Genomic DNA, 23,806 nt, shown 5'->3' on the forward strand with positions numbered 1-23,806 from the left:
GTTTTAGCCTGAGTATTCATTACCTGGGCGTCATGGAAAGCTTGCTCGATCTCGGCCGAAATCCGGCCGCGGGGAGACACCTCGCGGCCCTCTCCGATCGCCCACTCGCGAATCTCCTTGGTCGTCGCCTTCGCCGGAGCCTTGCTCACCACCGGTACCTTCGCGGCGACAATCTTCTCCGCGGCCGTCGACTCCGCCCCTGCCGTCTTCGCCGGAGACTTCCCCGCAGACGCCTTCTTCGCAGCCGTCTTCCTCGGCCCCGTCTTCTTCGCGGCCGTCTTCTTCGCGGCCGTTTTCTTCGCCGGCACCGATTTCGCCCGAGCCTTCGCCGCCTGAGCGTCATGAAAAGCTCGCACGATCTCCGCCGAAATCCGGCCGCGGGGAGACACCTCGCGACCCTCACCGATCGCCCACTCGCGAATCTCCTTGGTCGCCGTCTTCGCCGAACCTTCGGAAATCCTCGGTGATACCGCCATCGCGCTCTCCTTCTACCTCAGGGCAATCGTCGAACGCACACAGTAACGGCAGGCTCGTCCCGGAAATGAGGAAGCTCACCGAACCAACAATTCAACGTCCTCACGACATTGTCCCTGGGGGCAGACCACACACGATCCTCTTCGAGCTCAACGTCACATCGCACCGAGCTGCATGCAGGATGAGCGCGACTCACGTCGACAGGGACCATTCTCCACCGAAATCCCGAAATTGCCTCGGCAGCTGCATCATTGAAGTGGACGACAGTGACGAATTCGGTGTTCACGGTGCCGAGCAGGGTGTGCACCGGACGGACCACCACCTCCTCACCGAAGACTGTGCCGCAATTTCCGGCGGTGCAGCGCTTCCCGGACTCGGGTCACAGCGGCACCGCACCTCACGTCGCGAAGGCCGCGCGCCTGCCACATCCCCGGCAGCCCGGAGAGCACCGTCGTGGCCGGGCCACCGCATCCGGAGTGGGCTCCCCCACAGCCGGCACCATTCTCCTCAGCACATTCACCCAAGGTTCACCCGAAACCGACTGCGGCACAATAGAGGAGACAACTCGACACAACACCGCGATGAACAACAGACACCGGGACAGCTTGCCCCTCGTGACAACAGTGGGGCGCGGCCGCCCGAGAAACCGCAAGTGCTCACTGTCGATCAGCCGGCGTCAGCCCGCACGTAGCCGCATCCCCATGCCAGATCGACAATCGTGACCGAGCGCGGCGAGCACTCTCTCTCGGGCCCATCCGCCGGCATCGACCGGCGCCGACGACACCACCGTCAGCGTCGGCGGTTTGTCGTCCGTCGACCACGAGCGCAACGTCAATGCGTCCGCGCCCGCACAGATAATGCAGCCCCTGCGCAGCGCTCGTGTGGGCCAAAGATGTCGGTCGCGGTTCGGCGGGTCAGCGCGTACTCCCACCCACGTGCACGCCGTCAGCCAGGATGTCCTGGCCGAGCCCGATGGTGCTCCGCCGGCCACCGCAGGACCGCCACCTCGACATCCTCGTCGAGCACCAGTTCCGTCAACGACCTGTCGGCCCACGGCCCGCGTGCGGATGATCAGGTCCGGTGCGATGTCCCGGCCACGCAGCATTGCCTCGGCAACCACCGCGCCGACGGACCGACCGAGACACCCCGCGGGCGGCTCCTCATCGCACCTACTCCCTACACCGCTGACAAGGTCTCGGGGCGCATCGTCACGGCTCGGCGTCCGGCCCCGGAGCCCCCGTGTCGGGGGCGGAAGATCTCCCGGTTCAGGCGCAGCGGCGGCCGGCGTGGGTCGCTGCGTACGTAAGAATGCCCTCTACCAGCACAGATTCGATTGACGGGTCACGGTGTCCCGCATCTCAGGCAGTGCTCCCCGGACCTGCGCACGCAGTAATGCCCTACCCCGAGCAAGACACCGGCTGCCTCGGCGACATCACGGACGGTCAGCGCGGTGACACCGCGTTGCGCAGTGATCGGCCGCGCCGAATCGAGCAGCTGTCCACGGCGCACATCACCGGAAATCCTCGACATCCACGAATCGGAAACGTCCACCCCACAAGAGATACGAAAATCTGTGAGCTGGCACCCAGTGAGGTGCCGTCGAGCGTGGTGACAGGCGCGACTGCGCGAACCGCGAGCGCTTCACCTTCGACCGCGCGACCGCAAGGGACTGGGGCGAGGGCCGTGATCACGTCCCGCATGGCGTCACCTGCCCAGCGAAAACACGCGGGCCCCGCCGGGGCGCGGCCGGCGGGCACACGACTAACCGCCGATCGGCGCTGTTATGACCCTGCCAAAGGCAGGGCGGCCGACCATCCACCGGTCGGACGCCCGGAACGCGTTGACCTGCGCTTCCTCGACCCAGCTCCCTCGGTCCAATTGCGCAGCAACTTGCTGCACAAATGCCTGTTTTCCCTCGGTTCGCCTTCGCGAGGAGCGACAGGCAGTCGACGCCCCACGACGAGGGTGCGGCGGCTGCCGACCACATCGAGCGAGAAGCCGTCATACTTCTTGCTGCCCAGGGAGGCCGTCACGGTGACCGTGACCCCCTTGTCGTGGCTGAGCTCGGTGGCCGGGCCGACCTCGAAACGGAAGTGGTCGAGATGGTGGTCGCGGACCGCGCGGCGCAGCTCGTCGACCGAGTCCGAAAGGTCGGTGGCAGCGAGGAGGTCGATGTCCTTGCTGTAGCGGGCCTGCGGCAGACGCACCATCATTCCGATGCCGCCCTTGAGGATCCACCCGTCCGGGTCGGCATCGAAGACGCGGGTCAGGAAGCGGGCGATGACGAATCGGCGGCGCACCAGGGCGATGTTCTGGCCGTGATCGGTGGCGTATCGGTTGAGGCGGTCGGTGATACTGGCCCGCACCGCCTGCAGGGACCGCGGCAGCGGGCTCACCGGTCGGACACCTTCGCCGGCCGAGCCGAGCGACCCGGCCGTGCCGTCCGATCGGATCCGGTCGTGCTGGTGTCATCCGCGACCCGGCGGCCGGGAGCGGCCGCCCCGGCGCCGGAGCTGATACGGCCGGCGGCGGACTGCCCGATCGCAACGGAGAGCGACCGCAGCAGCGCATCCCGCGCCTGCGGCGACTCGGTCACCGCCTGCATCAGGGCGGCCACACCCAGCTGCCCGGCCTCCGCCGCGGCCACAGTTGGCGCAGTAGTGGTGGTGGTTTTGCGGGCCAGGTCCGCGACCGCCAGCATGGTGGTCGGTACCCCCGCCTGCGCGATCAGCACCTCGAGGAAACCCGGCCCATCCAGCGCCCGGTGACCGTACTCGAAGGCATGCGGGGCCAGCACCGCCACCACCTCCGCCACCGTGACCAGGCCTCGAGTGAGGGCGTCGCGGACCACCGACGCCAGATGCCCCGCATCAGTACCCGCGGCGGCCAGATCGGCGATGGTGCGGACCGGGGTGGTCACCGGCAGCCCGTCGACGAGCTGCCAATCCTCCCGCGACAGCACACCCCGGTACACGACCACCCCGGGCAGCGACAGCCGGATCCGCCGGATCGCGGTCAGCTCCACCACATCGGCATCCAGATCCCCCAGCCCCAGCAGGGCGGCGCCGGTGCGATGTGACAGCACCCCGGTCGGGACCGGCTGATCCAGCCGCTCCCACACCACCACATCCGGGTCCAGCGCCAGCCACGCCACCCGCTCCTCCAGATGCACATCCTCCGGCATCCGCCCCAGCCGATACAGCCCATGATGCAGCCGCTCGAGCACCCCCGAATCGACCATCCGCTTGAGCTGCTGCACCGACACCGACGTCACCGCCCGCGCCTGCCGGCTGGTCACCACACCCCCCTGCTCAGCAGCCAGCTCCACCACCTGCGCAGCACGACTATCCGATCTCATGACACAATAATACACACTCAAGCGAATATTCAGGGCACTGTATGTAATTATCGTGCCAGACAAAGGTGACGACGATGTCGTCCAGCGCGGCAACCAGACCCCGGGCCTGCCAGTTGCATCGGGGCCGTGCCAGCTCCTCTTCTCCCCCGCGTGCGCATGACGAACCAGGACGAACATGCCCACCCTCCGCCACCGGCCGTTCGGTGCGGTTGCCCGATCGGCACCAGAAGGCGCCAGGCCGCCAGACGGAAGACATCGGCGAACTGGCGTCAGGTGTGATCGTCGTCGACGCGCCGCTCCGGGGACGGTCGTTCGCAACAGAATTCGCCGCCAGGACACCTTCGTCGTCACCTTCACCGTCACCGCATCAGCGAGCGGGCGCCGGCGGTGAGCACTGGCGGTGAGCGCGGGCACCGGCGAACAACGAAACCCGCCGCCCACGGAAGGCCGGGTAGCGGGCTCCTCACACGGCCCCGCAGGGCCGATGGCAGTGACAGGCACCATGTCCGGGTAGTCGGTCGGTGGCGTGCCGATGCATCGCTGGTCATCACCTCGGGAAACCGGACCACGATCGCATCGATAGCCGATGCACCTCCTACAGCTCGGCACGCAGCGCCGCGGCCTCGCCGCGCAGCCAGTCGGCGAGCCGGTGTGCCTGGGGCGCCCTCGATCAAGGTCGACGGTCTCGATCCGCGCCGCGAGGATATCGATCGCCGTGTCCAGTTGGCCAACGGAAGATCCGCGTGTGCGCGTCCGAGTCGCCCGCCCTCGCGCCGACGCTCACGTCTCGAGCGACGAGCTTCGTGGTCGCCGCACGCGCGAGAAGCAACGAACGAAATCCCGACTCGGGCATCCCGCGAATGGGCGACCGTCTCCGCCACCGCGGTTCCGACCTCCTCCCGCGACCCGGCCGGGAACTTGTTCGGCAACCGGACGGTGACCTGCGAGATCTGGCGGGTTTTCTCCTCTGCGTTCATACCCCAGAGACCGCGCTCCCCCGGTCGCCACGTCAGTCCGTCACCCTGGCCTCTCTCTGGGCCGGGCGTCCTGGGCGAATACCCAACGCTGACCGCGACCGCCGCGTGCGCGCGGCTACCGCCCTCACACCTGGTCTACGCCCACTGGCGCGGAACCACTTCGTGCGGAAAGACTTCGGTTGGCCTCTCGAATCGAGGAATGAAAGTGCGTCCATCAAGGTGCCGGACGCGCGATGATGGAACGGTGAGCGTCGACTCGGCCTCGACCAATTCCGGACACAAGAAGGACCGACAGGTACCTGCCGTCGGGTTGATCGTCCTCGGCGTCGGTCTTGCAGCAGTCGCCGTCCTCGTGTTCGTATTCCTGAAAGTCCAGTCGTGGCATGACCTGACTCCGGGGCAAGCCACACTGTTGGCGGGTATGGGTGCGATCGTCGCGGCGTCACTCGCTGTGTGGGGTGCATGGATAACCCGCCGCGGCGCGGAGGAGAACATGCAGAGGCAGATTGCGGCCGATCGGGAGAACCTGACCTCGCAGATCACGGCGCAATCGGACAACCTGTCGGCCCAACTTCGGGCCCAAGAGACACACCTTCGAACGCAGATCGAAGCCCAATCGGAACAGTTACGCGCAACACATGCGCTCGAAGAAGCGCGTGATCTGCGGACTCGGTACGCCGCGGTCGCCCAACAACTCGCCGAGAAGGCCCTGGTGATCCGCGTGGCCGGTGCCTATGCGCTGGCTTCACTCGCCGACGATTGGCATGCATTCGGCAACGATACAGAGCGCCAAGTCTGCATAGATCTGCTGTGCGCCCAACTCCGAGACCTCACCGCGACCGCCGATGACGACCGCAAACTCCGCGCCGCACTGGTCAAAGTCGTTCATCAGCACACCAAGATCAGCGACGACCGCCTACCCGAGAACGGTTGGTCCAGATGCCAATTCGACCTCATCAGCGCAGACCTACGAGGCATCCAACTACCCCAAACGGTCTTGTTCGACGCGACACTCGACGACTGCAACCTGTCCGGCGCACTACTCATGGGTGTGCAGCTCTCACACGCTCACCTGCGCCGAGCCGACTTGCGGAACGCGATGCTGACCTTCGCCCGCCTACGTCGAGTCGACCTGACAGACGCACAGATCGACGACAGCACGGAGTTGACCGGAATCAAATACGACAACGAGACGACATGGCCCCAGAACTTCACCCCGCCTCCGAGCACATAGCGCTGATCAACCACCGCGGCAAGGGCCGGTCCGCGCCGGGACCGCCCGCCACACAGGTGGTGCCATCGAGAAACGCAAGGGGAGCTGCACCCATCCGCCGGAACGACGGTGGCACACGAAATGGGTCTCACGACCTCGATCATTGAGCAGGACACAATGTGCGCGCCGCCGGCAAGCCTCCGGCCCTGAGCCGGCCAGGCCGGCCCATGACCGTCGAACGACGATGAACTGCCGCGAGATCACCTGCCCGACCAGCCTCATCACCGGCGTCGCGTGGCCGCACCGCGAGCACCGGGCCACCAGGTCCGCAGGCTCGGCGTGGTCCGGGATACCGACGACGGCGGCGGTGTAGGCGTCCTACTCCGCCGCAGTGAGGTTCGACGCCGTCACGACAAAGAAGTGCGATGCGCGGCGCCGTGCGGGTATTGCTCGGCGATCTCGCTCGTCTCCCGGGCCAGCCAGGTCAGCTCCCCCACCCCATCGTCCGCGGCCGTCATCAGATCCGCCCACTCACACTCCGGGCCCCGGACACACACCAACGCCAACTCGTTCTCGGACAACGTCTGCCACAGCTGCTCCACCGCGGACGACCCCATGCCCCCATTCAACCGCAGCCCACCGCCGATACCGAGGATCGGAAACGGCCTGTCGCATCTCGGCGCCGCCCCCGACACCACCGTTGCGCCGCTCTATCGACTATTAGCACCCGTACGGCGGATAGGTCCCCACGTCGACGCGGGAGCGGTTCGGTGACGTGTGGGGCGAGGTCGGAGCCTGACCGCTGTGTCGACGACGACACAGGACCCAGGCCTGGACCTCACCGCATCGAGCGGGCCTCCGGGCACCGTCGGCCAAGCCCGGTGCCGCAACGCAGCCGTCGCGGACTTCGCGGCCCGGATGGACACGCACCTGGCCGCCCCGACCGGTACGTGGCGTCCTCCGGAAAAGACTCCCTCGTCGTCCTCGACCTCGCCCGCCGCGTCGAACCCGATGTGCCGGTGGTGTTCTTCGACTCCGCACCGCCATTGCGGTCCCAGTAGCTACGACTTCGTGGTCGGCGTGCGTCCTTCATCGGGTCCCCTCGTGTTTTCACCCGGTCACCCGCGCAGCGGCGGACCCTGTGATGGCTTCGCACGCCCCGACCACGCGCGCAGCAACTCGTCGGTGGGTACCTAACCCGAAAATGGCCATCGCGCCCGAGAATCGGTCGTCCCACCCAGTCTGCGGCGGTGTAGACCCCTCACGCCCGACCAGGACGACGCTCGGCCGAGGCCGGCGAAACGCTAGACAGGACGGCCAGAGCACAACATCGACGATCAGGACGGGAAACCTCCGGGAGCCGACACGCCCCGGTTCCCGGTCCCTTCGCGCCACCTCGGGCTATCCGGGCTGCGTCTCGGTCATCTGCGCATACGAGTCGAACAATGTCGGCCACCCCTCCTGCGGAGCCAACGTCGAAGGATCGAGCCGGCCCTGCACAACAGCGAGCCGAACCCCGAGGTGCTCGACGCCCGCGACGGCCAGCCACCCCGCACAGGCCTCCTCGGCGCCCTCCGGCGACTTGTGGCAGGCAAACATCGCACCCCCGACCTCCACCTCGCGGCCGGGACCACCGGACGTGGCGGCGAGCGCGTCAAACCTCTCCCGACCGAACCGTCCCGGCGCCACGTCCCGCCGCCACGGACACTCCGCGCACGGCCGGCGCCGACGAGGCAATCCACTGCGGGACTCACATTCTTCACCCACGAGACGATGCCACCCCGTCGACAGCCTCAGCCGCGTCCGCCGCCGCAACCAGAACCTCCGCCAACCGGCGCGCACACACCGGAGTGAGCTGACCGAGAGCACCCTCCTGGGCGTAGATGCCGACATACGCCGGCACGGTGCTCATGCCCGGCTGATCCCGCACCTGACGCGTATACGCCGACACGTCGATGTTCCCGTCACGCAGAATCCAATACGACCGGTTACCGACCCGTCCCGTGGGTTCGTTCACGTTCACAGAAAACTCCTTGTCTCGCAGAATGCGACATAGTCCCGTGCTTGTTGAGATCACGACGGAGAAAGCGTGCAGCCTTCTACTCGGTCGACGGCCAACCACCCTCATGCCCCCACCGCTGAATGGTGTTCGTAGACATCCCCGTCACGCCAGCTACCTCCCGCACCGACCCTCCCGCGAGAAGGCCGGCCACCACAGCCGCCCGGAGTTCGGTGTCTGCATCCTTCGCTGCTGTCATCGCCGCAAGGATGCGATCGCGCTCACCGTCCGGGATCACACCACGTTTTTGAGGAGTCACTCGGCCCTGTTTGCAATCTCGAGTGACACGTCGGCGTGGCACGGCTGGTCGAGCGGGCACCAGCACACAAGAGAACGCCCTCCGAGGTCGCGGCGGATCTCAGCGAGAGCGTCACCGTCGAATTCGTAGTTGCCCATCGGCCCGGTATGCAGTGCGTACAGGTCGACAGCTACGTGCCGAGCCGCACCCTCGGTCTCGATACCGGTCGTCGGGGCCATGATCGTGTCACCCACCCAGAACGGGCCGCCCTCGGCTGTGTCGATCGAGTGGACCGCGAACGGGTTTCCCCACTTTGTGGGCCGTCCTACGTAGACGGCACCTTCGGGCATCCTCCACCCCTTCGTGCGCTGACGCTGAATCCGGTGAGGCGCCTGGTGGGCAACAACTGTCATCATCGAAGTGTATCGGTTGTCGCTACGCGCCACACCTGCAATGCGCAGCGCCAACTGACACATAGGGAGAAGCTCTCGCCGCACCGACACCCGCGCTTGGGTGTCGAACCCGCGCAGACAACAGTCGCGCTCAGTCGAACGGCACGGCAGGCGACCGAAGCAGGGCGGGTTGCTCGTCGGCGAACGCGGCCGCCGCCGTGACCGGTCGGCCCCCGATGACCGGGGGGTCGTCGATCAGGTCCGCGGCGGCGACCTTCTCGTTGAGTCCGGTGGTCAACGACGCCACCGTCGGCGCCGGCACCAGGTGCCCCTGGAATCTTCCGATTTCGCCTTCGACACCGCACCTTCTCGTTGGCGCCACCCCGGCCCGGGACACAGAAGAACGAATCGAAGCCCGCAGTGGCTGTGCAGGGCGACGAATCGGTCCGACTCGACCCGGTCACTACCTCGCAATCCCTGTACCACAGTGGGTTTGAGGTTGCCCCGGCGGATTCAGTGCGGCACACCGCCGAACCACTCGAAGGCCCGCACGCGTCCCTCGAGAAACGGCTCCTGCGCCGGAGTGCGCAGAACGCCACTATTCCGCTGCGCATCGGAACAACGCGATAGCCCGAACACGTGTGCGGGGCACATCGTCCCTCCCGATTCGATGGACACGGTGGCGGCGATCGGATACTGGCCGGATCGACCGGCAGCACGTTCCGGGCGGGGGCAGTGCGCCGGTCCCGCGTCGAAGTACGAACGCTGCGTCCGGGCGCCGTGACAGGATCACGGCATGGATGAGCACACTGAGCGCACCCGGCCGGTCAGCGAAACACAGGTGACCCTGGCGATGGACTACGGCCAGTTCTGTCTCGACGGCGGCCTCGGAGACCCGGACGCCGAACTCGCACTCCTTGAGCGGGCCCAGGCCGCTCAACCCAGCGCCGGCAACGGCGCCATGCTGCTGGTGCTGTGCCCCCACCAGAACAACTTCCAGATGGCGGTGACCGTGCAGGTGTGGCCGACACGACCCTCCGAGGACCGGGATCAGTGGCAACAGGTCAGCGAAGGCCGCCTGGAAGTCGACGATCGCGGGGTGCTGGTCGTGTCGTCACCGACGACCGACCCTGTGGACGTCGCCGTTCCTGCCGGCCGGTACACCGTGGAGGTCTCCGGACGGGGATTCCTCAACTACGGGTGGCCGGGATCGACGACACCGGGCGATGTGTGGCGGATCCGGCTGTGGCCGTACGGCGGGATCACGAAGGCCCCGGCCCAGATGTGGGACATGCCCGGCTTCGGCATACCGGAGAACACTCCAGCCCCAGCACCCAACGAGGAGTAGTCAGCTGGTGGCGGCTCATCCGCCACCAACACCACGACCGCCACCAGCAGGGGCACGGCGATCGACTCGTAGACGAGGTTGAGCCCACAAACCGCGTCGACCAGGACTGACGACATGTCCGTCCCGACGAGAGCGCCCCGCATCGGCATGGATACGGGGCACCCAGTTCAGCGGGAACAGCGGAGGCTGTTGTCGGCTATCCGCGGGAGAGTCCGGGCTGGGTCTGGATCTGCCCGGGGCTGCCCTTGGCCTTGCCCACGGTCCATTCGCCATCCGCACCGCATACCAGGGCGCCATTGCGATCGCCGGGCTTGCCGTACGTCACCGTCTCGTTGCCTTGGGAGTCCGTGTTCACGATCGGGCACGGACCACCGGTGGGGCCGTTCGGACCGATCGGCTCGGCCTGAGCGACGGACGCCGCTCCGACGGCACCCAGGACCGAAAAGGCAGTGAAGGCGATAGCGGCAACAGTTCGGCGGGCGTTGATCATTCAGTTCTCCTGAGGATGACGGGGGAAGTGCGTCGGTGACAGGTACAACTCTGCCCATTCCAGCGCCCGATCTGAAGCCACCCCAGGGGCCCGTTCGCCCACCCCAGGAAGGGAAACACCCCACCCCGGCACGATGTAGAAGGCTGACCGGTCGATATCGAATCCGGATGCACCAATCCGGGCGTGCAACCCGCTACCGTCTCGGTTATGGGGACTACCTTCCACGGACCGAGCCCGCATAGCTGGGCAGTCCGTTGAGTGAACATACTCGGCTCGGGTCGGGAAACACTAACGGCGGCAGAGACAGTACGACCTCGCCTTGCTCTGCCCGAGGTCTCTCGGCCGGTGGCCAGTACGTGCAGCCGGGGGCATCTGCGTAGGAGTGTTCCCACGACGATCGCGATGTCCGTCGATCAGGTGCTCGCAGTTGTCGAGGACGAGCAGGAGCTGCCGTGGGGCGAGGTGCTCGGTCAGGTCGGTGGTGGGTGTCAGGGTGATTCCCAGTACGCCTGCCACGAGTGCGAACCGGTCGACGTCGTGCATCTCGCCGAGTTCGATGAACCACACTCCGTCGGCGCATGCCCGCCTCGTCTCGACGGCCGCGGGCAGTCCGAGCCGGTTTTTCCTACACCTCCCACACCGGTGAGAGTGACCAGCCGGTAGGTTCCCAGTAGGCGCTTGAACTGGGTGAATTCGCGTCGGCGACCGACGAAGCTGGTCACCTCGGTGGGGAGGTTCCCCACTCGTGCCGCGGCAGCGAGGGTCCTGCGAGATGCTTTTCTTCCGCACGTGCAGAACCGTCGCTCGTGACCCGGCATCGTCGTGGAATGGCCCTGGCCTGCAACCATTCCACGACACGATTGGGAGTTCAGATCGATGACGTCCGGGCCTGGTGTGGCCTCGTAGAGGCTGTCGATCTCCCTTGTGCAACAGAGAGGCGTGCTGCAGTAGATGCCGTGCGGTCACGGGGCGTGTGCTGCGGGCCCAGCCGGTTCGCCCGCGCGTGTCGCAGCGTCAGCTGATGGTGTAGCCGAGTTGATGGGCCGCGCTGTCGATCGGTCCGGACAACCCGGGATGCGACAACGGCAGCGACAACGCCGGCAGCGCAGGGAACGCGTCAGCGGCGCGTTCGGTGATCGCGATGCAAACACCGCCGGCGAACCGGCCGCGGTAGACGATCCCGTCGAGATCGTCATGGCGCGGTGAATGGTGCGGGCCCCGTGCTGGGTTCGCCCGTGCGCGACGGAATCGAGGGCATGGTTGCCGCCGACCCGGGTCGCCCACGTCCCCGCGCCGATGCCGGAGACATCGAGCAGTCTCAGCGGGCGAATGAATCGCAGCCCGGTCAGATACGGGTCGCCGCGGTGGCGGTCGATCACCCGGGAACTCTGAAACGCCTTGGCCAACCCGCCGCGGGGACTGGAGGCGCCGTACCAGATGCCGTAGCCGGGATGTTCGGCGCGCGGGGTGGGGTGGTGGTCGAACCGCAGGATCGGCCCGAACGTGCGCAATCCACGGATGCGCTCGGGACAAGCGCGACCCGCACCGGATGCGCTGTGCGTTGATCTCGTCCCGGTCCAGTCCGACGTGCGGGGTCGCCATGGACGTTGGCAGCATTCGATCTGCGCGGTTCACCGGTTAGCGCATGCAAGTATCGGTGGCATGTCCGAAAGCGATTCAACTTTGCCTATTTCGGCGAGCCTCCACCGGGGTGGACTGCCCACTTGAAGTGAAGCGCCCGGATCTTGCGATTCGTTGCCTGATGCGGCACTAGGTTTCCGTAGAACGAATCTGACACGCTGTCAGCAGGCTTGCTTGTCGTGACCGTCCGGTGAACCGGTGCCGTCCCACGCGATAGCGGCAGCAACAGCGCGCAATAGTGCAGTGTGCATCGAACGCGGGTGCCCGTTCTCGTCGTGACCGTGACCGAAGTAGCACCAACCGTGGTCGTAAAGCGTGTGTCCGCGCTGACTCAGCACTACCCGCCAGTTGTACGCCATACGCATTACGTCGACACAGTGTTCATCGTTCACGTCTTTGACGTGGAATCCGCCGTCGATCGGTGTCATACCGTCGAAAATGTCGTTCACGGTATTCATGCTAAACGCGGAACAATGCCCACGCGAACAGGACGAGCAGCGCGATACCGGCAAGCAAGCCCCACCACGTCACCGGGGATCATCCTCGAAACAAACATATCGGTTCGAAAGAAACCCTGGTCGCGACGAACGACGCCTAAACGGTCATTGACGCTCGTCCGCCGTCAAGGACACCTTGGATAACAGTGTCGCTGTGCACCGTGTGAATGAGAGGGGCGGCCGTCGAGTACGTGAACTACACCAAAGCCCCAGCACATGGGAACACGTGTTCGGCGATCCAGGTGCCGGCAGTGGTCTCGGCCGCCAGTCGGAGGCCGCGCTCGTCCCAGTCCTGGCTGTCCGTCGTTGCGGGATCCCACGGCATGGTTCCATGGCATCACACCACGGAGCCGGATGTGCCGACATCACCCCCGCACCGGGGCCTGACCGGACGGCGTCCACAGCGGCAGCCTTCCCATTTCGATCCCGCGTCTTTCCGTCGCGGGTCTTCTTGACCGGAACGGCGCGATCGACCGGCTGAACCACGAAAATGGCGTTCACTCAGTAGTAGTACGGGGGTTCGGTGTCGGGATCGTCGACGACCACGTCGACACGCGGGTCGGCCACGAGCCGATCGATCGCGTCCGGGCCGGCGCCGATCGACGCGAAATGAGGATCGATGTCGCAGGTCACGCACCACGCGTGATCGGCCGGCCACACGAACGCCGGAGTCGGTGCGCCGATGTCACCGAGCAGGGCCTCGACCTGGGCATCCCAGTCGGCGACGTCGGCCAGGGTTCCGTGGAACAGGAAATAGTCGCGGTTCGGGATCGAAATCTTCGGCAGCGGATCACCGGCGGTGAAGCTCGGCCACCCGTCCCAGATGCAGAAGTAGCAGTCATCAGGCGTACCGGTGTAGCGGGCGAGATCGGCCAGAACGACCCCGAGCTGTTCGTTGTCCGACAGCCCCTCCGGATCGCGTCGAGCATCACCTTCCCTCTGCCCCGGATAGGCCGGGTCCGGGATGAACCGCAAGCGTGCGTACGTGTCGAAGGCAACCGGCCCCCGGGCCGCCAGCCGCGACCAGTTCTCGTTCCGCTGTTCGAGCCAGCGCGCAGCCGACAGATCGACACACCGTGTAATGCTCACAAGGCCAGTGTGACCGCACCGCCGTTCGCGATGTGTCACCAGCGACACCATGATGTATCGAACGCATTCTCACTCCGTGTCCGAACCGGGAACGGTCACCACGACCCGTCCGAACCTCGAGCCTTCGGCCCGCCCCCGGAATCGGATCGCTGTCCGGCCTTGGGGATGGCGGTGACACGAGATCGCGTAGGTGGTATCGCCGCCCGGCGATCGACTCCAGCCACGGCAACTCGATCGGGTCCCCGACGCGTTCACATCCGAGAGCTGCCCGTCCCGCTAGCTGCGTGAGAGCGGCTGCGGCTACCCGGGCAGCGTGTCGCCCGGGAAGCCGAGGCACGAAAGAACCTCATAGGTCATGATTCCGGCCTGCACACACGGGTCGGCGGCCATGATCTGCCGCGCCCGTTCAACGGGCTCAGTCATGATCGCCACGCCGGCAACGGTGTCCGAGTTGACGGGACAGAGGATCGCGATGACGCCCTCGGCACGTAACGACACCATGCGCCGCTGGTGTTCACGTTCAATCGCCTCGGCACCGTCCTGGTATCGGTCCGAGCTCCATCGAAGCTGAACCAGGCTGAAGGGCTTGGCGGTCGCGGCCAGGGCTTGAATCTGGTCGTCAGTCACATCCGAACTCATCTCGTTCACATCCTCCTCGTGGCGTTCGACGTCGATCAAACCTACGACCCGCTGGCGATCCCGCCCGTACGGCGCTCCGAAGTCGTGGGTGCGAATCCGGGCGCCGGTCGACGTCCCTCACCACGCCGCTGTGGACGACGGCGGCGCATCCACACAAATAGGCAAGGGCGCACGCGCGTCAGCCGATCTGCTCGAACAGGGACACGATGATCCCTTCGGGCCCACGCACGTAGGCCATCCGCACGCTGTTCTCGTACTCACCGATACCGCCGATGAGCCCGTACCCGTCCGCAACCACCGCGTCGACGGCCGCCTGGAGATCACCGACCTCGAAGGACACGTTGCGCAGCCCCAGCTCGTTGGCCATCGCCGTGGGCGATCCGGGCACGTGGTCGGGCGTGACGAACCTCGCGAGCTCCAGCAGGGTCCCTCCGCCGGGTGGCCGCAGCATCGCGATCTCACAGTGCGCGCCCGGGATGCCGCACACGGTCTCCACGAACTCGCCCTCCACGGATCCGGTGCCCTCGACCTCGAGACCCAGCCCGACGAAGAACGCCGTTACCGCGTCGAGGTCCGCAACCGTGATGCCGATGTGGTCGAAACGTTGTACGTGTGCCATGCGATCGATCCTCCCAAAGTTGTCTTGCGATTCGACGCGGGGACGGAGCCGGGTCCGGAATCTCGACATGTTCTTGCCGCAACACTGCGGTCCACCCGGGGTTTCGAAAAATCGTGCGGGACGACGTGTTGCGCTCAACCCGCCGGTACCCCGTCCGTCTCGCTGGCTGGCGGTTCCACCGGAGCGAAAAGGGTGAGTCGCCGACAGTGGATCCCTTCGCCGAGACCCGCCGAACGGGTCACCGGTCCGGCATCGCACATGCGTAGTCGCCGGTCATACGCGGTCATGACCACCCCGACGGCTGCCCCGCAGAGGGCGCCGACTGGTGCGATCAACCACCACATCAGGTCGGTATCGGACAGCGTCATCCGCGTCGGCGTCCCCGCGGTCGGTGACCGCACGCACGATCGCAATTGCCGTGCGGAACAACCACTATGGTGAGCGCACCGGTAACACCCGCGCCGAATCCGAGCCCCACCAGGAGCGTGATCAGAGGGCGTCGGCCGCCACGCCCTTCACGCACCACGGTCCATCGAAAACCGGTCAGCCCATACCCGACTGCCGCGAGAACTTACAGCCCCGAGCACGATCAGTGCGGCCGCCATCGAGGGCCACGTCGGTACCCAGGATGACGACGGTGGCTCGGCCGAGGATCTGGCACTTGCACGCACCGGACCCGGCGGCCCGAATGCCGGCGGCCCGATCCACCTCCACGCCCACGACGCGAACACTCCCAGGACGGCGCCATGAATCGCCAACGCCGACACCACACTCCAGCCATCGGTAGATCGGCTACGCGCAGTCACTTCGGCAGTTCACCAGAGCGAGGATCACCCCGCCTCCATCTCGGTAGCGGATCGACGACCGGTAAACGATCGCGACACGGTGTCAGGCGTTCGTTGAATTGACGAAACGATGCTCTCGGAGAACAGGTACCGAACGGCTGTGGTCAACTTCGGCTGCGATCGCCACATCCTCGGCATATCCGGCGGTGACGAGTTCGCGACCCGATCGACATCCACAGAGAGCCGACGCTACTTCACCGGACACCACCTTCCACGCCAGCGCGGCAACTTCGGCTTCAGGCGATGCAGTCCACCCACGTGAGATCAGCGCAGCGATCACAGCACCGGCACCCCAGTGGTCTTCCACCGCCGGCCGCAAGGTGTCGTCCGGCCACCTCTCACCGGCTGCAATTACCGCCACGACCGTGTCCTTCGTGTAGTTGTCGGAGATCCATTCCGCGACCGCACGAGCGTTGCGTAACGAAGCTCCGAGACATACCGCCACGGAGGAGTTCAGCTCATACGCTATCGACGAACCGTTCGGGGACGGAAGGACGAGGCGATCGATCCCCTGCGCCGAACGGATCGTGCCCGGCGACAGACTGATCGAACCCGGCGCTGCAGCACTCCGGTCGACAGCCAGCACGGCATCGTGGGCTGCCGCATACTGCACCGCAGAAGCGTCCCGCCATCGATAGGGAAGCACCTCGATACCAGCATCGATCGCGACTGACAGAGTGGTGGTGAAGGACAGAACATCGACGACCACCGCGACGTCGGCGTCGGACGCCACTGCGGTGGCCCCGGACAGTCCCCACTCGAAGCGAAGAGAATAGTCATGCCGATGGTCGCGATTCACCCCACACACTCTGGCATATCTGGACACTTCACCGCGCGAACGCACCCATGGAGTGTCCCGCCGCTCCTCGGTGAGCGAACGCCGCTGACGTCGGCGGAACCCTCACCGGACGTTCCCGGAAGCCGGAGTTTGACCGGCAGGCCCTGACCTGCCGTTGTCCCTCGTCCGTTGACCCTTGCGCACATGGGGACGGTCAGTGCAATAACGCCAATGCGAACTATGGCCGTCCAGAGCGCAGGTCCGTGCCACTCATGATGTGTGCGGGATGGCGACGTGCGCAGTCCTTTTGCGCAGGGTCTCGACCACATTGCACGTCGGCGTCTTTGCTCGGCAGGCCCCCGCCGAAGCATCCCGGCCGGGGATTACGTGCAGGTGCGGAGCGCAAAAGTCCGTGTCGAGCCCGCGCCGGGGCGGACACTCGGTAACAACACAGCCGGTGACCGCGACGTTGATCGTGTGCGGACACTGATACTGATCGGAACGGCCCTCGGACTCGGCGCGGGCCTGGTGTGCACCGGCCTGTTCGCCTGGTGGCTGTCCTACCCGGTGCACGTCTACACCGCCGGCTACGAACCGCTCGGCGCCGACGTGACCACCGGGCGGATGGAATCGGTGAACCCCATCCCGTTTCTCGCGGCCGGCCTGATCATCAGCGCGGTCCTCGGTGCGCTCGCCGGTTTCCTCGCCGCGCGCCGCGGTTGGCGGCTGACACCACACGCCATCTGAACCCGGTACTCGACTAACGTGCGGGTTTTCTCGGGCGTTCGGCTTCCGGCACCCGCATTTCAGTCAATCCCCTGCGATGGGTGTCGGAGGCGCACGCCATACTGTGCGCACCGCCAGTCACACAGGTAACAGGAGAAACAGTCGCATGCGCCCACGCCCCCGGACCGCCCTGCTCGCATTGAGTGCGGTCACCGTCCTCGGCCTGACCGGGTGCTCGGCCATCGCCGACGCCGACCCGGGCACCGGGTCCCTCGGCGGCGCCCCGGCCGCCCCGGCGCCGGTCTTCGATGCGGGACCGGCGTTGGCGAAGCTCGACACCCTCGCGGTCAAGGGCCGGGCCCCGAAGACCGGGTACACCAGGGAGCAATTCGGGCCGTCCTGGTCCGACGACAACGGCGTCGAGGGCGGCCACAACGGCTGCGACACCCGCAACGACATCCTCCGCCGCGACCTGGTCGACCTGACCTACAAAACCAGCACCCGGGACTGCGTGGTCGCGACCGGCACCCTGCACGACACCTACACCGGCACCACCATCGCATTCGTCCGCGGGCAGGACACCTCCACCGCCGTCCAGATCGACCACATCGTCGCCCTGTCCGACGCGTGGCAGAAGGGCGCCCAGCAACTCAGCCCGGAGCAACGCCGCGACCTGGCCAACGACCCCCGGAACCTGCAGGCCGTCGACGGACCCACCAACTCGCAGAAGTCCGATTCCGACGCCGCGTCCTGGTTGCCGCCGAACAAGGCCTACCGGTGCACCTACGTTGCCCGGCAGATCGACGTCAAAGCCCTCTACCGGTTGTGGGTGACCCAGGCAGAGAAGGACGCGATGAGCCAGGTCCTGCACTCCTGCTGACCACTACACGCTATCCGGAACCTACAACGGCCGATGTTCACAACCACAGCGCCAGGATGACCCAGCGGCCGGATCCGGCCTTCGATGGTCTCGCGCCCTTCGCGACTGGCCAGGCCGGCGCGGACCGCCGCCGCGTCGGCGCGGGTGCGGCCGGCCGCACCGCGGACATCCGACAGCGGGCTGGCAAGGTTGCGGCGCCGCAGGTCGCACTCGCTGCTGCTGAAGCGGTAGGTTCCACAGCGTTTCGCGGTGCGAAACTGGTGTCACCGCCGACGTCGCATCGATCTGATACAGACGGCGACCGGCAGACAGTATGCATTCCGACCGCGCGACCATTCGCGTCGCTGGGGGTGTGGTGATGAGGAGGCGGCTACTCGCGCTCGGCGAGCAGCGCGAGCAGTTTCTCCAGCGGGACACCGCTCGTGCCGTCCTGCCCGATCACACGCTCACGTGAGGAGTTCACCAGGTTCTCGATCTTGGCGAGCTTCGTCTCGGCGGCGTCACGTTGCCGCCGCAATACGCGGATCACGCCTTCGTTCTCGATGTTCAGTTCGCGGAGTTCGTCGATGCCCGGTTCGATCGTCATGAGATCTCCCTCCTCGCTTCCTGTGGTTGCGCCGAAGTGTGGTGGTGGACGCAGACACTCCACCCAAGCCCGACCGGGATCGGAACCACGTACACACCGGCGACCGGGGCGCCGCGCGGTGCGGCGGCACCGGAAGGACACCACGAAGTGACCCCATGAAGCCGCGCCACGATTGTTGCCGACGGGGGCTGTGACGATTCGGCGCCGAGCCATGAGAACACGGTCGATCTGCGTGGGTCATCTCCACCGCCCGGGACGCGCGCGAATTACGGTTCACTCACCCGGACGCGCGACCTCGTCGACCGACCGCGCGGAATCCACCGACTCCGCGGCGTCGGCCGCCGCAGTCAACACCTCGGCCAACTGGCGGGCAAGGGCCGGGGTGAGTTGACCGAGCGCACCGTCCTGGGCGTAGATGCCCACGTACTCGCCAACGATGCGCGTCCCGGACCGGTTCTCGCGGATCTGGCGCGTATAGGCCGACACGTCGATGTTCCCGTCACGCAGAATCCAATACGTCCGGTGGCCGACCCGTCCGGTGGGTTCGTTCACAGCAATCCCTTTCCTGCAGCAATGGGCGAAACAGTCCGACAAGCCTTCCAGATCATGTCGGGAGCGGGGCGTACGGCGTTCCACTCGGGCGCCAGCCACCCTGAGCGGACCACACGGTGTCCGGGATCGTCGGACCGACGTGCGCCCCAAACCGGGTCGTTTCCCTCCGGCGCTGGCCCCGCCGTGCGCTTCGGATACGGCAGAAGGTGCCCGCGACACAAAAGCGGATCCGGTCTCGCGATTCCCGCACCGATCACCCCAGGGCGATCGGTGCCGATCGCTGTCCCGGCTGACGACCACGCCGACCGCGCCCGTTCGTTGAGACACCACACACGAGAACGTCTGCCGCACAGGGAAACCCGCCGCCCAGCGAGTCTCGAACACCCACCGCGGCAACGACCCCCGAGAACTGTGGGCCGATCAGCCACCCCATCCCCGACCGCCCCACTCCGGACCCTCACGAGCGGGTGGCAGCATGCCCAGGACCGTCCGGTCGGCGCCAGCCGCGGACAACGCCGCCGGCGGCGGCGCTCAGGCAGGCACCGGGCCAGGCCGGCACTGAACGCGACCCCGCCGCACGGTGGGCCGGCAACGGGCACGAACGGACCGTGATCTGGGGCTCATCGGTAGCCCATACGGCATCGAGTTCGTCCGTCGGCCCGCGCCAGCACCACCTGCGGATGCGACTGCAGGTTACTTCCACCAGTCCCGTCTGCGATGCGGGACAACAGTGTCGTCGAAGATTGTGGTGTCACCGGTATCCCACCGGCGACGCCCCGCCGCGAGGGTACGCGCGGTACGGCGACGCTCACGACGGAGATCACGAGCATGACCGGAACCGTCGTAGCACAGCGAACACGAGCAGATCCTGGTGCCCGTGTACGTATAAGCCCAGAAGCACTTCGTCGCGGGCAACCAGCCCCGACCCTCCTGGCACCGGTCAGGGAGGTCGCAGACCTCGTGGTAGTAGGCGTGCAACGGTTCAATGGAAAGTTCGCCACGACGAAGGCGAACCCAATACGGAGAATGCGCATCGGTACGGGACAAGGCGGTGCCTTTCAGCGCTCAGGCGCCCCGGCCCGCTACCCCCGAATGAGGACGGACCGGGGCGGCGATAGGCGCACCGCATCCCTGGCCCGCCGAAGCGGGCGTCGCCCTCCACCAAAACTCATACCGCCTATTCTGACATCCCCCTACGACAGACCCGAGCAGACGGCACCCGCCCGCCATCGCGGCCCGGCAATAGCAACCTCCGCCCACCGGACCCCATCCCCCACCTATCGTGCGCTTGCGGGCCGCACCCGCTCTGCTGGGCGTCGCTACCGGTGCCGGACCGACCAGCACCACCGCTCGGCACCACAGGTGAATTGCATCGCGACCGCCATATCCCGGGGTGCCGCCCAGCTCGACACTCACGTCGGGTCCCCCGGTGATCGTTCGAGACTGTTCAGCTCATCGAGAAGGCCGTCGCCCGTGGTCGTCGGGATGCGGAAATCCTCGCCCTCCGACGCGCGGAGGTGATGACGGACCTGGGCGAGCATGGCGAGTTCGCGCTCGAGGTCTGCTGCGGTTCTCTTCCCCACGGCATCATCCTGCCCTGAAGTGTGCGGTCATCAGAGCACACCGCACAACACCTGAGAGGCGCCGTCAGTGCGGTGCGGCATCCGGGTCGCGGGGAGGGACGTGGCGTTCGAGCAGCTCCGCCAACTCCTCGATGGTGACCTCCACCGTGCCGAACATCGGATCCCCCGCCATGGCGGCGCGGGCGACCGCCCGACCGAGACGTTCGATGAGGTCGGCATACAACGGATCCGTCATAACGGACAAGTCTGCTGCACCCTTGAGCAATTCACCTCACTCACCCGAGACAATCCCGGGTTCAGAGCTCTGGGTGTGTCGAGTCCGCCGAATCGAGTGCATGGAACGCCCGGGACGCCTTCCGTGACTGGCTCACGAATCGGAGGTGAATGGTCGCCGAGACGAGTGCCCCCACCGCGAAGGCGATCGCCAGAAGCCACCACCACGCACCGAACACCAGGTGCAGCCCCAGACAGACGCAGGCGGCGCCGAGGAACGTCCACTGCACGCGTAGCACAGTCCGAGCCTTCTCATTGGCGCGGGCCATCTCGGAAAGATCCAAGTCCTTGCTCATCGTGTGAATGTCGACCTCCCGTTCACAATCGGTCCGGACACTGGGGGAAGCGGTCAGCACCGGCGTGGAAAAACTCGCCATCACCCAACCACTACCTCCCTCGTCGAACACGCCCCCAGCGTAGGGGGCATGGCCGACAGTGTGCGGTGCCGACACCTCTGACCAGGGCTGTTGGCGGCTCCGCGCCCGCGGCGGGAAGGGGCCGCCGGCGACCACGGAGTGCCAGAGCACCCCGGCCACGTAGTCGTCGCCGGTGCGCTTGTGGCTGTGCGTGCGAGAGGTCCGCACAGCGCACCGACCGCTCGCCGATGAACTGCCACAGATGCCGGGGCCGACCGAGAATGACTGCACTGATGATGGCCGGCGACAGGGCCGCCGAATCCATCAGGACAGTGTCCACAATGTCACGCGACCGGCAGCGCTGCCTGCGCAGCATGGAAGGCCCGCTCGACATCAGCGGGAATCCGGCCGCGGGAAGACACCACGTGCCCCGCCCCGATCGCCCACTCCCGAATCTCCCTGGACGTCCTCTTCGCCGAAACCTTGTTCACCGACGCACTCGTCACCGGAATCTTCTCCGCAGACTCCTTTTTCGCGGCCGTCCTTTTCCCCAGAGCCTTGCTCGTCGCCGCCCTCGTCTTCGGAGCGGTCGGCGAGGCGGACGTCTTCCCGGCCCCCTTCTTCCCTGCGGCCTTCTTCGCGGACACCTTCCTGGCCGGCGCCGTTCTCGTCCGAGCCTTCGCGGCCTGAGCGTCATGGAAGGCGCGCTCGAGTTCAGCGGGAATCCGGCCGCGGGAAGACACCACGTGCCCCGCCCCGATCGCCCACTCCCGAATCTGTTTGGTCGTCTTCTTCGCTGGCGCCGTACTCACCGACGCGCTCGTCACCAGAGCCGCCGCGGCCTTCTTCTTCACGGCGGCCTTCTCCGCCGGATCAGTGCTCGCCGCGGCCTTCTTCTTCGCAGCTGTCTTCTTCGCTGGCGCCGTGTTCGCCGCTAGCCTTTTGACCGGAGCGGTCGGCGCGGCCGTCTTCTTCGCAGCTGCCTTCTTCGCGCTCGTCTTCTTCACCGGCGCCGGTTTAGTCTGAACCCTCTTCGCCTGAGCGTCGTCGAAGGCTTGCTCGATCTCAGCCGAAATCCGGCCACGGGCCGACACCTCCGAACCCGCCCCGATCGCCCACTCCCGAATCTCTTTGGTCGTCTTCTTCGTTGGAGCCTTGCTCGCCGCTGTCCTGTTCGTCGAGGCCGTTTCCCCGACTATCTTCTTTGCCGCCCTCTTCTTCGCAGTCGTACTCTCCGCCATCGCCTTCTTCGCGGCCGACCTCGTCACCTTCGCAGGTTCAGCCGGAGCCGTCCTCGCCTGCGCGTCATGGAAGGCTTGCTCGATCTCAGCCGAAATCCGGCCACGGGCCGACACCTCCAAACCCGCCCCGATCGCCCACTGACGAATCTCTTTGGTCGTCGTCTTCGCCGAACCTGCAGAACCCCTCGGTGATACCGCCACGTTGTCTCCCCATTTCGCCAGGTAATCGTCAAACACACAGTAGCGGCATTTCGGCGCTCCCACCGCCAGCCGATGAAACGGTAACCAATCACACGCAGGCCGCACTGATCTACGAAGACCCGTGCCTCACCCTTTCGCCTGACAGGACCACACGGAGCACCATCTGTCGACGGTGCCGAACGACTGTAGGACCACTTCAGCCAACCAGGCCTGGGTCTTCATCGTATCGAATAGTGACAATACGAACTCTATTGCTCTGCAATCAGTTCCACCGACCGTCGTGAACACGACAGAATCTTCGACATGCACCGAATTCGCGGAACTGCCATGGGAGGCGAGTGGATCCAGATCGACAGAGACTGCGTGAGATGTGGCAACGCCGCGTTCGGCGCACTACATCTACGCCGGCCTCGGCGGCGTGCTCCTCGAGACCGACCTGCACGAATGCGCCACCCCGGGTTGCCACGGGCCTGTCGCGATCTGCGAACCGATCGACGGCTGACCGCACGAGAGACCCCACCGGCCGAACCGTGACGCGCTGCGGGTGGGGTCTCACTGCCGGCAGGCACCCACAGCCCGCGGCAGGCGAAGCCCCGCCTCACTTCTCGAAGCGAAAACGGAGCTCCTGCACCGACCACAACACTGGGGGTCGGGATCGGTGCGCGACCCGACTATCGGCGCACTGACATCGCCACCAGAGATCCGTTCACAATTCACGGATCGACTACGTCACACCCACACCCCTCACCCG

The 23,806-nt window shown here is 66.3% G+C and carries 26 protein-coding genes and 1 pseudogene; 7 read left to right on the forward strand and 20 right to left on the reverse strand.

Annotated elements, in window-relative coordinates:
• Positions 1-117: 117 nt before the first annotated feature.
• Positions 118-336 (forward strand): hypothetical protein, encoded by a 219-nt coding sequence (locus ACFTZB_RS12815; RefSeq protein WP_378432051.1) that lies wholly within the window; start codon positions 118-120, stop codon positions 334-336.
• Positions 337-392: 56 nt separating this feature from the next.
• On the opposite strand, the pseudogene ACFTZB_RS12820 reads toward ACFTZB_RS12815, so the two are convergent.
• The 3 genes and pseudogenes from ACFTZB_RS12820 to ACFTZB_RS12830 all read right to left on the reverse strand — a co-directional run.
• A pseudogene (locus ACFTZB_RS12820) lies at positions 393-476 on the reverse strand (hypothetical protein); the annotation flags it as partial.
• A 1,779-nt stretch (positions 477-2,255) separates the two neighbouring features.
• A complete protein-coding gene (locus tag ACFTZB_RS12825; protein WP_378432004.1) occupies positions 2,256-2,870 on the reverse strand; it encodes a nucleotidyl transferase AbiEii/AbiGii toxin family protein in 615 nt (204 codons plus the stop codon).
• Positions 2,867-3,832 (reverse strand): type IV toxin-antitoxin system AbiEi family antitoxin domain-containing protein, encoded by a 966-nt coding sequence (locus tag ACFTZB_RS12830; protein ID WP_378432005.1) that lies wholly within the window; start codon positions 3,830-3,832, stop codon positions 2,867-2,869. The genes ACFTZB_RS12825 and ACFTZB_RS12830 overlap by 4 nt, the downstream gene beginning before the upstream one ends.
• Before the next feature lie 1,287 nt (positions 3,833-5,119).
• On the opposite strand from ACFTZB_RS12830, the gene ACFTZB_RS12835 reads away from it, so the two are divergent.
• Positions 5,120-6,043, forward strand: coding sequence for a pentapeptide repeat-containing protein (locus ACFTZB_RS12835; RefSeq protein ID WP_378432007.1), 924 nt, complete (start codon positions 5,120-5,122; stop codon positions 6,041-6,043).
• 386 nt (positions 6,044-6,429) lie between these two features.
• Here the strand turns inward: ACFTZB_RS12835 and ACFTZB_RS12840 are convergent, their stop codons facing one another.
• Positions 6,430-6,639, reverse strand: coding sequence for a hypothetical protein (locus ACFTZB_RS12840; RefSeq protein WP_378432008.1), 210 nt, complete (start codon positions 6,637-6,639; stop codon positions 6,430-6,432).
• Between the two features lie 333 nt (positions 6,640-6,972).
• On the opposite strand from ACFTZB_RS12840, the gene ACFTZB_RS12845 reads away from it, so the two are divergent.
• On the forward strand, positions 6,973-7,083 hold the full coding sequence (locus ACFTZB_RS12845; RefSeq protein ID WP_378432010.1) for a phosphoadenosine phosphosulfate reductase family protein: 111 nt from the start codon (positions 6,973-6,975) through the stop codon (positions 7,081-7,083).
• A 340-nt stretch (positions 7,084-7,423) separates the two neighbouring features.
• On the opposite strand, the gene ACFTZB_RS12850 is transcribed toward ACFTZB_RS12845, so the two are convergent.
• The 4 genes from ACFTZB_RS12850 to ACFTZB_RS12865 all read right to left on the reverse strand — a co-directional run bounded on the left by ACFTZB_RS12850 (position 7,424) and on the right by ACFTZB_RS12865 (position 9,033).
• Entirely contained in the window at positions 7,424-7,891 is a 468-nt protein-coding gene (locus ACFTZB_RS12850; protein ID WP_378432053.1) for a DUF6283 family protein, read from the reverse strand.
• Positions 7,782-8,045: a hypothetical protein gene (locus tag ACFTZB_RS12855; RefSeq protein ID WP_378432057.1), complete on the reverse strand. Its 264-nt coding sequence runs from the start codon at positions 8,043-8,045 to the stop codon at positions 7,782-7,784. The genes ACFTZB_RS12850 and ACFTZB_RS12855 overlap by 110 nt, the downstream gene beginning before the upstream one ends.
• 291 nt (positions 8,046-8,336) lie before the next feature.
• Positions 8,337-8,669 carry a DUF4326 domain-containing protein gene (locus tag ACFTZB_RS12860; protein ID WP_378432011.1) on the reverse strand — a complete coding sequence of 111 codons (333 nt, stop codon included), beginning with the start codon at positions 8,667-8,669 and terminating at the stop codon, positions 8,337-8,339.
• Positions 8,670-8,862: 193 nt separating this feature from the next.
• Complete coding sequence (locus ACFTZB_RS12865) at positions 8,863-9,033, reverse strand: hypothetical protein (RefSeq protein WP_378432012.1); 171 nt, start codon at positions 9,031-9,033, stop codon at positions 8,863-8,865.
• 474 nt (positions 9,034-9,507) lie between these two features.
• On the opposite strand from ACFTZB_RS12865, the gene ACFTZB_RS12870 reads away from it, so the two are divergent.
• On the forward strand, positions 9,508-10,059 hold the full coding sequence (locus ACFTZB_RS12870) for a hypothetical protein (RefSeq protein WP_378432013.1): 552 nt from the start codon (positions 9,508-9,510) through the stop codon (positions 10,057-10,059).
• A gap of 196 nt (positions 10,060-10,255) precedes the next feature.
• On the opposite strand, the gene ACFTZB_RS12875 is transcribed toward ACFTZB_RS12870, so the two are convergent.
• The 6 genes from ACFTZB_RS12875 to ACFTZB_RS12900 all read right to left on the reverse strand — a co-directional run bounded on the left by ACFTZB_RS12875 (position 10,256) and on the right by ACFTZB_RS12900 (position 16,678).
• A complete protein-coding gene (locus ACFTZB_RS12875; RefSeq protein ID WP_378432014.1) occupies positions 10,256-10,549 on the reverse strand; it encodes a hypothetical protein in 294 nt (97 codons plus the stop codon).
• Positions 10,550-12,351: 1,802 nt separating this feature from the next.
• Positions 12,352-12,639: a hypothetical protein gene (locus ACFTZB_RS12880; protein ID WP_378432016.1), complete on the reverse strand. Its 288-nt coding sequence runs from the start codon at positions 12,637-12,639 to the stop codon at positions 12,352-12,354.
• A gap of 549 nt (positions 12,640-13,188) precedes the next feature.
• Complete coding sequence (locus ACFTZB_RS12885) at positions 13,189-13,776, reverse strand: hypothetical protein (protein ID WP_378432018.1); 588 nt, start codon at positions 13,774-13,776, stop codon at positions 13,189-13,191.
• Positions 13,777-14,076: 300 nt separating this feature from the next.
• Positions 14,077-14,454, reverse strand: coding sequence for a hypothetical protein (locus ACFTZB_RS12890; protein WP_378432020.1), 378 nt, complete (start codon positions 14,452-14,454; stop codon positions 14,077-14,079).
• A gap of 139 nt (positions 14,455-14,593) precedes the next feature.
• The gene (locus tag ACFTZB_RS12895; RefSeq protein ID WP_378432022.1) at positions 14,594-15,034 is read right to left on the reverse strand and encodes a VOC family protein; all 441 of its coding nucleotides are present in this window, start codon (positions 15,032-15,034) and stop codon (positions 14,594-14,596) included.
• An 888-nt stretch (positions 15,035-15,922) separates the two neighbouring features.
• Positions 15,923-16,678, reverse strand: coding sequence for a 2-phosphosulfolactate phosphatase (locus ACFTZB_RS12900; RefSeq protein WP_378432024.1), 756 nt, complete (start codon positions 16,676-16,678; stop codon positions 15,923-15,925).
• 456 nt (positions 16,679-17,134) lie between these two features.
• Here ACFTZB_RS12900 and ACFTZB_RS12905 point away from each other — a divergent pair, with 456 nt between their 5' ends.
• Both ACFTZB_RS12905 and ACFTZB_RS12910 read left to right on the forward strand, forming a co-directional pair.
• Positions 17,135-17,404 (forward strand): hypothetical protein, encoded by a 270-nt coding sequence (locus ACFTZB_RS12905; RefSeq protein WP_378432025.1) that lies wholly within the window; start codon positions 17,135-17,137, stop codon positions 17,402-17,404.
• 145 nt (positions 17,405-17,549) lie between these two features.
• Complete coding sequence (locus tag ACFTZB_RS12910; protein ID WP_378432026.1) at positions 17,550-18,263, forward strand: HNH endonuclease family protein; 714 nt, start codon at positions 17,550-17,552, stop codon at positions 18,261-18,263.
• Between the two features lie 370 nt (positions 18,264-18,633).
• Here ACFTZB_RS12910 and ACFTZB_RS12915 read toward each other — a convergent pair whose 3' ends face one another.
• The 6 genes from ACFTZB_RS12915 to ACFTZB_RS12940 all read right to left on the reverse strand — a co-directional run bounded on the left by ACFTZB_RS12915 (position 18,634) and on the right by ACFTZB_RS12940 (position 23,118).
• On the reverse strand, positions 18,634-18,849 hold the full coding sequence (locus ACFTZB_RS12915) for a hypothetical protein (protein WP_378432027.1): 216 nt from the start codon (positions 18,847-18,849) through the stop codon (positions 18,634-18,636).
• 273 nt (positions 18,850-19,122) lie between these two features.
• Positions 19,123-19,401, reverse strand: coding sequence for a hypothetical protein (locus tag ACFTZB_RS12920; RefSeq protein WP_378432028.1), 279 nt, complete (start codon positions 19,399-19,401; stop codon positions 19,123-19,125).
• A 1,412-nt stretch (positions 19,402-20,813) separates the two neighbouring features.
• Positions 20,814-20,984 (reverse strand): hypothetical protein, encoded by a 171-nt coding sequence (locus tag ACFTZB_RS12925; protein WP_378432029.1) that lies wholly within the window; start codon positions 20,982-20,984, stop codon positions 20,814-20,816.
• 64 nt (positions 20,985-21,048) lie between these two features.
• Positions 21,049-21,219: a hypothetical protein gene (locus ACFTZB_RS12930; protein ID WP_378432030.1), complete on the reverse strand. Its 171-nt coding sequence runs from the start codon at positions 21,217-21,219 to the stop codon at positions 21,049-21,051.
• 61 nt (positions 21,220-21,280) lie between these two features.
• Positions 21,281-21,664, reverse strand: a complete 384-nt coding sequence (locus tag ACFTZB_RS12935) for a hypothetical protein (protein WP_378432032.1) — start codon at positions 21,662-21,664, stop codon at positions 21,281-21,283.
• A gap of 293 nt (positions 21,665-21,957) precedes the next feature.
• Positions 21,958-23,118, reverse strand: a complete 1,161-nt coding sequence (locus ACFTZB_RS12940; RefSeq protein WP_378432033.1) for a histone-like nucleoid-structuring protein Lsr2 — start codon at positions 23,116-23,118, stop codon at positions 21,958-21,960.
• A gap of 307 nt (positions 23,119-23,425) precedes the next feature.
• Between ACFTZB_RS12940 and ACFTZB_RS12945 the strand changes: the two genes are divergently transcribed.
• The gene (locus ACFTZB_RS12945; RefSeq protein ID WP_378432034.1) at positions 23,426-23,557 is read left to right on the forward strand and encodes a hypothetical protein; all 132 of its coding nucleotides are present in this window, start codon (positions 23,426-23,428) and stop codon (positions 23,555-23,557) included.
• Positions 23,558-23,806 lie beyond the last annotated feature (249 nt).

The organism is Rhodococcus sp. NPDC057014, assembly GCF_042673295.1.
In the GTDB taxonomy this organism is placed as follows: Bacteria; Actinomycetota; Actinomycetes; order Mycobacteriales; family Mycobacteriaceae; genus Rhodococcus_F.

What these genes read in the sequence shown, in the direction of transcription:
- ACFTZB_RS12830 (WP_378432005.1), bottom strand. Translation starts at nt 3,832, where the DNA reads ATGAGATCGGATAGTCGTGCTGCGCAGGTGGTGGAGCTGGCTGCTGAG.
- ACFTZB_RS12930 (WP_378432030.1), bottom strand. Translation starts at nt 21,219, where the DNA reads ATGACGGATCCGTTGTATGCCGACCTCATCGAACGTCTCGGTCGGGCG.
- ACFTZB_RS12910 (WP_378432026.1), top strand. Translation starts at nt 17,550, where the DNA reads ATGCGCCCACGCCCCCGGACCGCCCTGCTCGCATTGAGTGCGGTCACC.
- ACFTZB_RS12840 (WP_378432008.1), bottom strand. Translation starts at nt 6,639, where the DNA reads ATGGGGTCGTCCGCGGTGGAGCAGCTGTGGCAGACGTTGTCCGAGAAC.
- ACFTZB_RS12870 (WP_378432013.1), top strand. Translation starts at nt 9,508, where the DNA reads ATGGATGAGCACACTGAGCGCACCCGGCCGGTCAGCGAAACACAGGTG.
- ACFTZB_RS12895 (WP_378432022.1), bottom strand. Translation starts at nt 15,034, where the DNA reads ATGGCACACGTACAACGTTTCGACCACATCGGCATCACGGTTGCGGAC.
- ACFTZB_RS12860 (WP_378432011.1), bottom strand. Translation starts at nt 8,669, where the DNA reads ATGCCCGAAGGTGCCGTCTACGTAGGACGGCCCACAAAGTGGGGAAAC.
- ACFTZB_RS12915 (WP_378432027.1), bottom strand. Translation starts at nt 18,849, where the DNA reads ATGACGATCGAACCGGGCATCGACGAACTCCGCGAACTGAACATCGAG.
- ACFTZB_RS12875 (WP_378432014.1), bottom strand. Translation starts at nt 10,549, where the DNA reads ATGATCAACGCCCGCCGAACTGTTGCCGCTATCGCCTTCACTGCCTTT.